This window comes from Streptomyces sp. McG3, from assembly GCF_018619185.1.
GTDB lineage: Bacteria > Actinomycetota > Actinomycetes > Streptomycetales > Streptomycetaceae > Streptomyces.
This window is the reverse complement of record NZ_JAAXYC010000392.1, coordinates 1-6,225: the sequence shown is the minus strand read 5'-3', so window position 1 is coordinate 6,225 and position 6,225 is coordinate 1. Positions and strand designations below refer to the sequence as shown.

The 6,225-nt window shown below is 70.5% G+C and carries 3 protein-coding genes; all 3 read left to right on the top strand.

The features are described 5' to 3' along the window. Positions 1 to 313 precede the first annotated feature (313 nt). Positions 314 to 4,183 (top strand): endo-alpha-N-acetylgalactosaminidase family protein, encoded by a 3,870-nt coding sequence (locus HET64_RS35120; protein WP_215111293.1) that lies wholly within the window; start codon positions 314 to 316, stop codon positions 4,181 to 4,183. A gap of 264 nt (positions 4,184 to 4,447) precedes the next feature. Beyond that, a complete protein-coding gene (locus tag HET64_RS35115; protein WP_215111292.1) occupies positions 4,448 to 6,031 on the top strand; it encodes an acyl-CoA carboxylase subunit beta in 1,584 nt (527 codons plus the stop codon). 70 nt (positions 6,032 to 6,101) lie between these two features. Further along, positions 6,102 to 6,225, top strand: a 124-nt coding sequence (locus tag HET64_RS35110) for an acyl-CoA carboxylase subunit epsilon (RefSeq protein ID WP_215111294.1), incomplete at its 3' end; no start/stop codon positions are given.

Here is a 6,225-nt window from a genome sequence, read left to right as displayed (position 1 = left end):
GTGCGGGACCGTGGGGGTGCCTGCGGTGCGCACCACTCTCGCGAGGCCCGGAACGAGCGTCAAGACTTGTGACTGAGAGCGCTCTCAAAAATGCCGAGTCTTCACAACTCGACGCCCCGAAGCGGTACTTGCCGGAACCGAGCGGGTGCGAACCGTGACCTCCCGGGGACGCCGGCGGCCAAGAGGTGAACGAGGCCCCGGCCGGACCCGCACCGCCCTGACTTGGACTAACGCACCGGGGTTGTTGGACGGAGTCGGCCCCCGGAGCCGAAGTTCGTTGACGATGTCCGGACACGGCGACTACTCAGGGGCCATGTCGCCAAGATTCCCTCGCCCCGGCCTGGTCGCCGCGGCCTCAGCAGCCGTCCTGGCGCTCGTGGGGACCGTCCTCCCCGCCGCAGCCGCCGATCCGTCCCCCGCCCCGGCCGGGGCGGCGGAGTCCGCCGGATCCGCCGTCATCGGATCCGACCGGCTCGCCGTCGCCGTCGCCGACGACTTCCCGCGCGTCCTGTCGTACACCGACCGGGCGAGCGGCGAGCACCTGCTCGGCTCCACCCGGCCGGTCACCGACGTCACCCTCAACGGGACCGCCCGTCCGGTGAAGCTCAAGGGCAAGCCGAAGATCACCCGCGCCACCGCCCGCTACACGCTCGCCTTCGAGTCCCTGCCGGGCGTCGAGATCGACGCCTCGCTCACCGTCTCCGGGCGGGCCACCACGTTCAGGGTGACCGCCGTCCGCGACACCGAGGCCTTCCGGGTGGGCACGATCGACATCCCGGGCCACGACCTGATCTCCGTCGGCTCCGCCGAGGCCGGGGCCGCAACGGCGTTCACGAAGCTCGACCCGGACTCCACCCGCACCGCCGACGTCTTCGGCAAGGTCACCGGGGAGACGAAGCCCGACTCCGCTCCCGTCGGGGCCAGTTACGCGATCCTCAACACCGGCTCGCTCGCCGCGGCGATCGAGTCCAACTCCTCGTACGACAAGCCCGCCGGGGCCACCGGCGGCGACGACGCCCGCTTCTGGCACCAGGCACGCGCCGAGGAGGGCGGCGGCGTCCGGGTCGGCGTCTGGTCCGGCCAGTGGACCTACCGGGGCGAGGGCGCGCCGAAGCCCGAGAGCGGCGAGAACCTGCCGTGGGCCAAGGTCGTCGTCACCCCCGACGCCAACGGCGACAAGGCCGTCGACTGGCAGGACGGGGCCGTCGCCTTCCGCACCATCGGCGTCACCGCGCCGGGCAGCGAGGACACCGCGAAGCGGGTCGTCACCCACATCCCGTTCAACTTCGCCAGCCAGGCCACCCACCCGTTCCTGCGCACCCTCGACGACGTCAAGCGGATCTCGAAAACCACCGACGGCCTCGGCCAGCTCGCCGTCCTCAAGGGATACGGCTCCGAGGGCCACGACTCCGCCCACCCGGACTACGGCGGCAACTACAACAAGCGGGCCGGCGGGCTGAAGGACCTCAACACCCTGCTCAAGGACGGCGAGAAGTGGGGCGCCGACTTCGGCGTCCACGTGAACGCCACCGAGTCCTACCCGGAGGCCAACGCCTTCTCCGAGCAGCTCGTCGACAAGACGAAGCCCGGCTGGAACTGGCTCAACCAGAGCTACTACATCGACCAGCGCCGCGACATCAACAGCGGCGACCTGGAAAAGCGCTTCCGGCAACTGCGCGACGAGACCGACGAGAACCTCGACTTCCTCTACATCGACGTCTACTACAGCCACGGCTGGATCGCCGACAAGACGATCCAGGCCGTCCAGAAGCAGGGCTGGACCGTCGGCACCGAGTGGGCCGACAAGTTCGAGCGCGCCTCGCTCTGGTCGCACTGGGCGAATGACCTCAACTACGGCGGGGCCACAAACAAGGGCCTGAACTCGCAGATCATCCGGTTCATCCGCAACGGCGAGAAGGACATCTGGAACAACCACCCGGTCCTCGGCCAGAGTGCCCTGGAGGACTTCGAGGGCTGGACCGGCGAGACCGACTGGAACGCCTTCACCGCCAACATCTGGCAGAAGAACCTGCCCGCGAAGTACCTCCAGCAGCAGCGGATCACCCGCTGGGACGGCAACGACATCACCTTCACCGGCGGGGTGCGCGGCACGGTCGAGGACGGCAAGCGGACCTTCTACGACCAGGGCCGCAAGGTGCTCAGCGGCACCGACTACCTGCTGCCGTGGGACGGCGGCAAGAAGCTCTACCACTACAGCGAGACCGGTGCCACCAGCAGTTGGGAGGTGCCCGGCAAGGGTCCGTACACCGTCTACGAGCTGTCCGACAACGGCCGGAAGAAGGTCGCCACCGTTCGCCCGGAGAGCGGGAGAATCACCCTCACCGCCGCCGCCGGACAGGCCTACGTCCTCTACCCCGACCGTGCGCCGAAGGAGCCGGAGGCCGCCTGGGGAAAGGGGACCGGACTGAAGGACCCCGGCTTCAACGACCGTGATCTGAAGGGCTGGACGAAGACCGGCACCGCCGTCCGCGACACCGACGAGCAGGGCCGCAACAGCGCCGAACTCTCCGGCTCGGGCCCGGCTGCGCTCTCCCAGAGCGTCACCGGACTGAAGCCCGGCAAGCGTTACACCGCCTCCGCCCTGATCGAGGTCGAGCCCGGCGCGAGCCGGCGCACGACCCTCGGCGCCGGCGGGAAGTCGGTCGCCGTCGAGCGCTCCACGGCGAAGGACCACGTCGCCGCCTCCGACTGGCACGGCACCTACTTCCAGCGCGCCAAGGTCAACTTCACCGCCCCCGCGAACGGTCGCACCACCCTGCGCGTCGAGGCGGCGGCGGGCTCCACGGCGAAGGTCCGCGCCGATGACGTACGGATCGTCGAGAACGCCCCCGCGACCCGCACCGGTACGGTGGCGTACGAGGACTTCGAGGCCGTCGACCAGGGCTGGGGCCCCTTCCTCAAGGGCGACGCGGGCGGCTCCACCGACCCCCGCACCAGCATTTCGCAGCTGCACGCCCCGTACACCCAGTCCGGCTGGAACGGGAAGCTGATCGACGACGTGCTCGGCGGGAAGGAGTCCCTCAAGGCACACGAGGAGAACACCGGGCTCGTCTACCGCACCGCCCCCTGGACCGTCCCGATGAAGGACGGACGCCGGTACGAGGTCGCGTTCGACTACCAGTCCAGCCACGCCGGGGCGTACAGCTGGGTGGAGGGCTACGACCGGGTCGCCGACGGCACGGCCGCCTCGACCGAGACCCGGGCCACCCCGATCGGCCGGCAACGCACCACCGGGACGTTCAGCCGGACGCTCACCGCGGGCTGCGGCGACACCTGGACCGGGCTGCGCAAGCTGCCCGGGGCACCCGAGGGCGCGGACTTCGTGCTCGACGGCTTCACCGTCACCGACCTCGGACCGGCCCCCGCCGGGCAGGAGGCCGTCTGCGGCACCCTCGACGTGGCCGCCGACGCCGAGACCCTGGAGCCGGGAGCCCCGAACACGGTGAAGGCGGTCTTCGGCAACGACGAGGCGAGCGCCGCCACCGGCGTGGAGCTCGCGCTGTCCGTGCCCGAGGGCTGGAAGGCCGAACCCGTGGGCACGGTCGCCTTCGACTCGGTCGCCCCGGGCGCGAAGGCCACCGGCAGCTGGCGGGTCACCCCGCCGGTCGACGCCCCCTACGACACGTACACGCTGGACGCGAAGGCCACGTACACCGTCGGGGGAGCGGCCAGGGCGCTCGGCGCGGGAACCTCCGTCCGGACGCTCCCGCCGCCGCCCACCACGGACAGCTGGGCCGGCGACCTCGACTGGACCGCCTCGCAGAACGGCTGGGGCCCGGTCGAGCGCGACCGCTCCAACGGCGAGTCCGGGGCCGGTGACGGCAGCCCCCTGAAGATCGGCGGCGTCGCCTACGCCAAGGGTCTGGGCACGCACGCCCCGGCGAAGATCCGCTACTACCTGGGCGGGAAGTGCACCTCCTTCACCGCCGATGTGGGTGTGGACGACGTCCAGGCCACCCGGGGCAGTGTGCGGTTCTCGGTCACCGCCGACGGCACGGAGAAGGTGACGTCACCGGTGCTGGGTGCGGCCGACCCCGCCTGGAAGCTCACCGCGGACGTCACCGGCGCGAAGTACGTCGAGCTGGTCGTCCAGGACGGCGGCGACGGCAACGGCAACGACCACGCCGACTGGGGCGATGCCCGCTTCCACTGCGGAGGCTGACCGCCCTCCGCCCGGCTTCCCGGGCGCGGTGGACGGCAGGGGTGATGTGCCGCGCCATACTGAGGGGGCCCGTGCGGGCCCCCTCAGAGGCATGTGGCCCACGGCACACCCCCTCTTGTGGGGTCCTCACAACCGAAAGCGGCGTTTCGCTGGTGGATCGCGTGCGCGGCGACGTGGTTCTGTTCACTCCCACCACGAAACCGGGCAGGAGACTGTACAGAGTCGACGGCACGATTTCTGGGTCGGTGTTCGTAGGGTCAGTACATGACCGTTGTGGACGAAACCCAGGGCCGGCCGAACGACGCCCGAGGCCGGGTGGCCGAACTGCTGGCCCTGCGCGAGCAGGCACGGCGCGGACCGAGCGAGCGGGCGACCGAGGCGCAGCACGCCAAGGGGAAGCTGACCGCGCGGGAGCGGATCGAGCTGCTGCTGGACCCGGGTTCGTTCAAGGAGGTCGAGCAGCTGCGCCGGCACCGGGCGACCGGTTTCGGCCTGGAGGCGAAGAAGCCGTACACCGACGGTGTCATCACCGGCTGGGGCACGGTCGAGGGCCGCACGGTCTTCGTCTACGCGCACGACTTCCGGATCTTCGGCGGCGCGCTGGGCGAGGCGCACGCCACGAAGATCCACAAGATCATGGACATGGCCATCTCGGCCGGTGCTCCGCTGGTGTCGCTGAACGACGGCGCCGGGGCCCGCATCCAGGAAGGTGTCTCGGCGCTCGCGGGCTACGGCGGCATCTTCCAACGCAACACCCGGGCGTCCGGTGTGATCCCGCAGATCAGCGTGATGCTCGGCCCGTGCGCGGGCGGCGCCGCCTACAGCCCCGCGCTGACCGACTTCGTGTTCATGGTCCGTGAGACCTCGCAGATGTTCATCACCGGACCGGACGTCGTGAAGGCGGTCACCGGCGAGGAGATCACCCAGAACGGACTCGGCGGCGCGGACGTGCACGCCGAGACCTCGGGCGTCGCGCACTTCGCGTACGACGACGAGGAGACCTGCATCGCCGAGGTCCGCTACCTCATCGGGATGCTGCCCTCCAACAACCGCGAGAACCCGCCGACGGTGGAGAGCGACGACCCCGCCGACCGGCGCGGCGACGTCCTGCTGGACCTCGTCCCGGCCGACGGCAACCGCCCGTACGACATGCACAAGGTGATCGAGGAGCTCGTCGACGACGGCGACTACCTGGAGATCCACGAGCGCTGGGCCCGCAACATCATCTGCGCGATGGCCCGCCTGGACGGCCAGGTCGTCGGCATCGTCGCCAACCAGCCGCAGGCGCTGGCGGGCGTGCTGGACATCGAGGCCTCCGAGAAGGCCGCACGGTTCGTCCAGATGTGCGACGCCTTCAACATCCCGATCATCACTCTTCTGGACGTCCCCGGCTTCCTGCCGGGCGTGGACCAGGAGCACGGTGGGATCATCCGCCACGGAGCGAAGCTGCTCTACGCCTACTGCAACGCCACCGTGCCGCGGATCTCGCTGATCCTGCGGAAGGCCTACGGAGGCGCGTACATCGTCATGGACTCCCAGTCCATCGGGGCCGACCTCACCTACGCCTGGCCCACCAACGAGATCGCGGTGATGGGCGCCGAGGGCGCGGCCAACGTCATCTTCCGCCGGCAGATCGCCGACGCCGAGGACCCCGAGGCCATGCGCACCCGCATGGTCAAGGAGTACAAGGCCGAGCTGATGCACCCCTACTACGCGGCCGAGCGCGGTCTCGTCGACGACGTCATCGACCCCGCCGAGACCCGCGAGGTGCTCATCGCCTCGCTCGCCATGCTCCGCAACAAGCACGCCGACCTGCCGTCCCGCAAGCACGGCAACCCCCCGCAGTAGTCACCTCCGCAGCGGCGCGATCCGCCGCACGGTCCACGACATCCTGCCGAGAAGACGGAGACACCCCACCATGAGCCTGACGTCCGCCGAGTCCGTCCTGCGCGTCGAGAAGGGTCACGCCGACCCCGAGGAGCTGGCGGCCATCACCGCCGTCCTGATGGCCCGCGCCGCCGCCCAGCCCGCCGCCCCCGCCC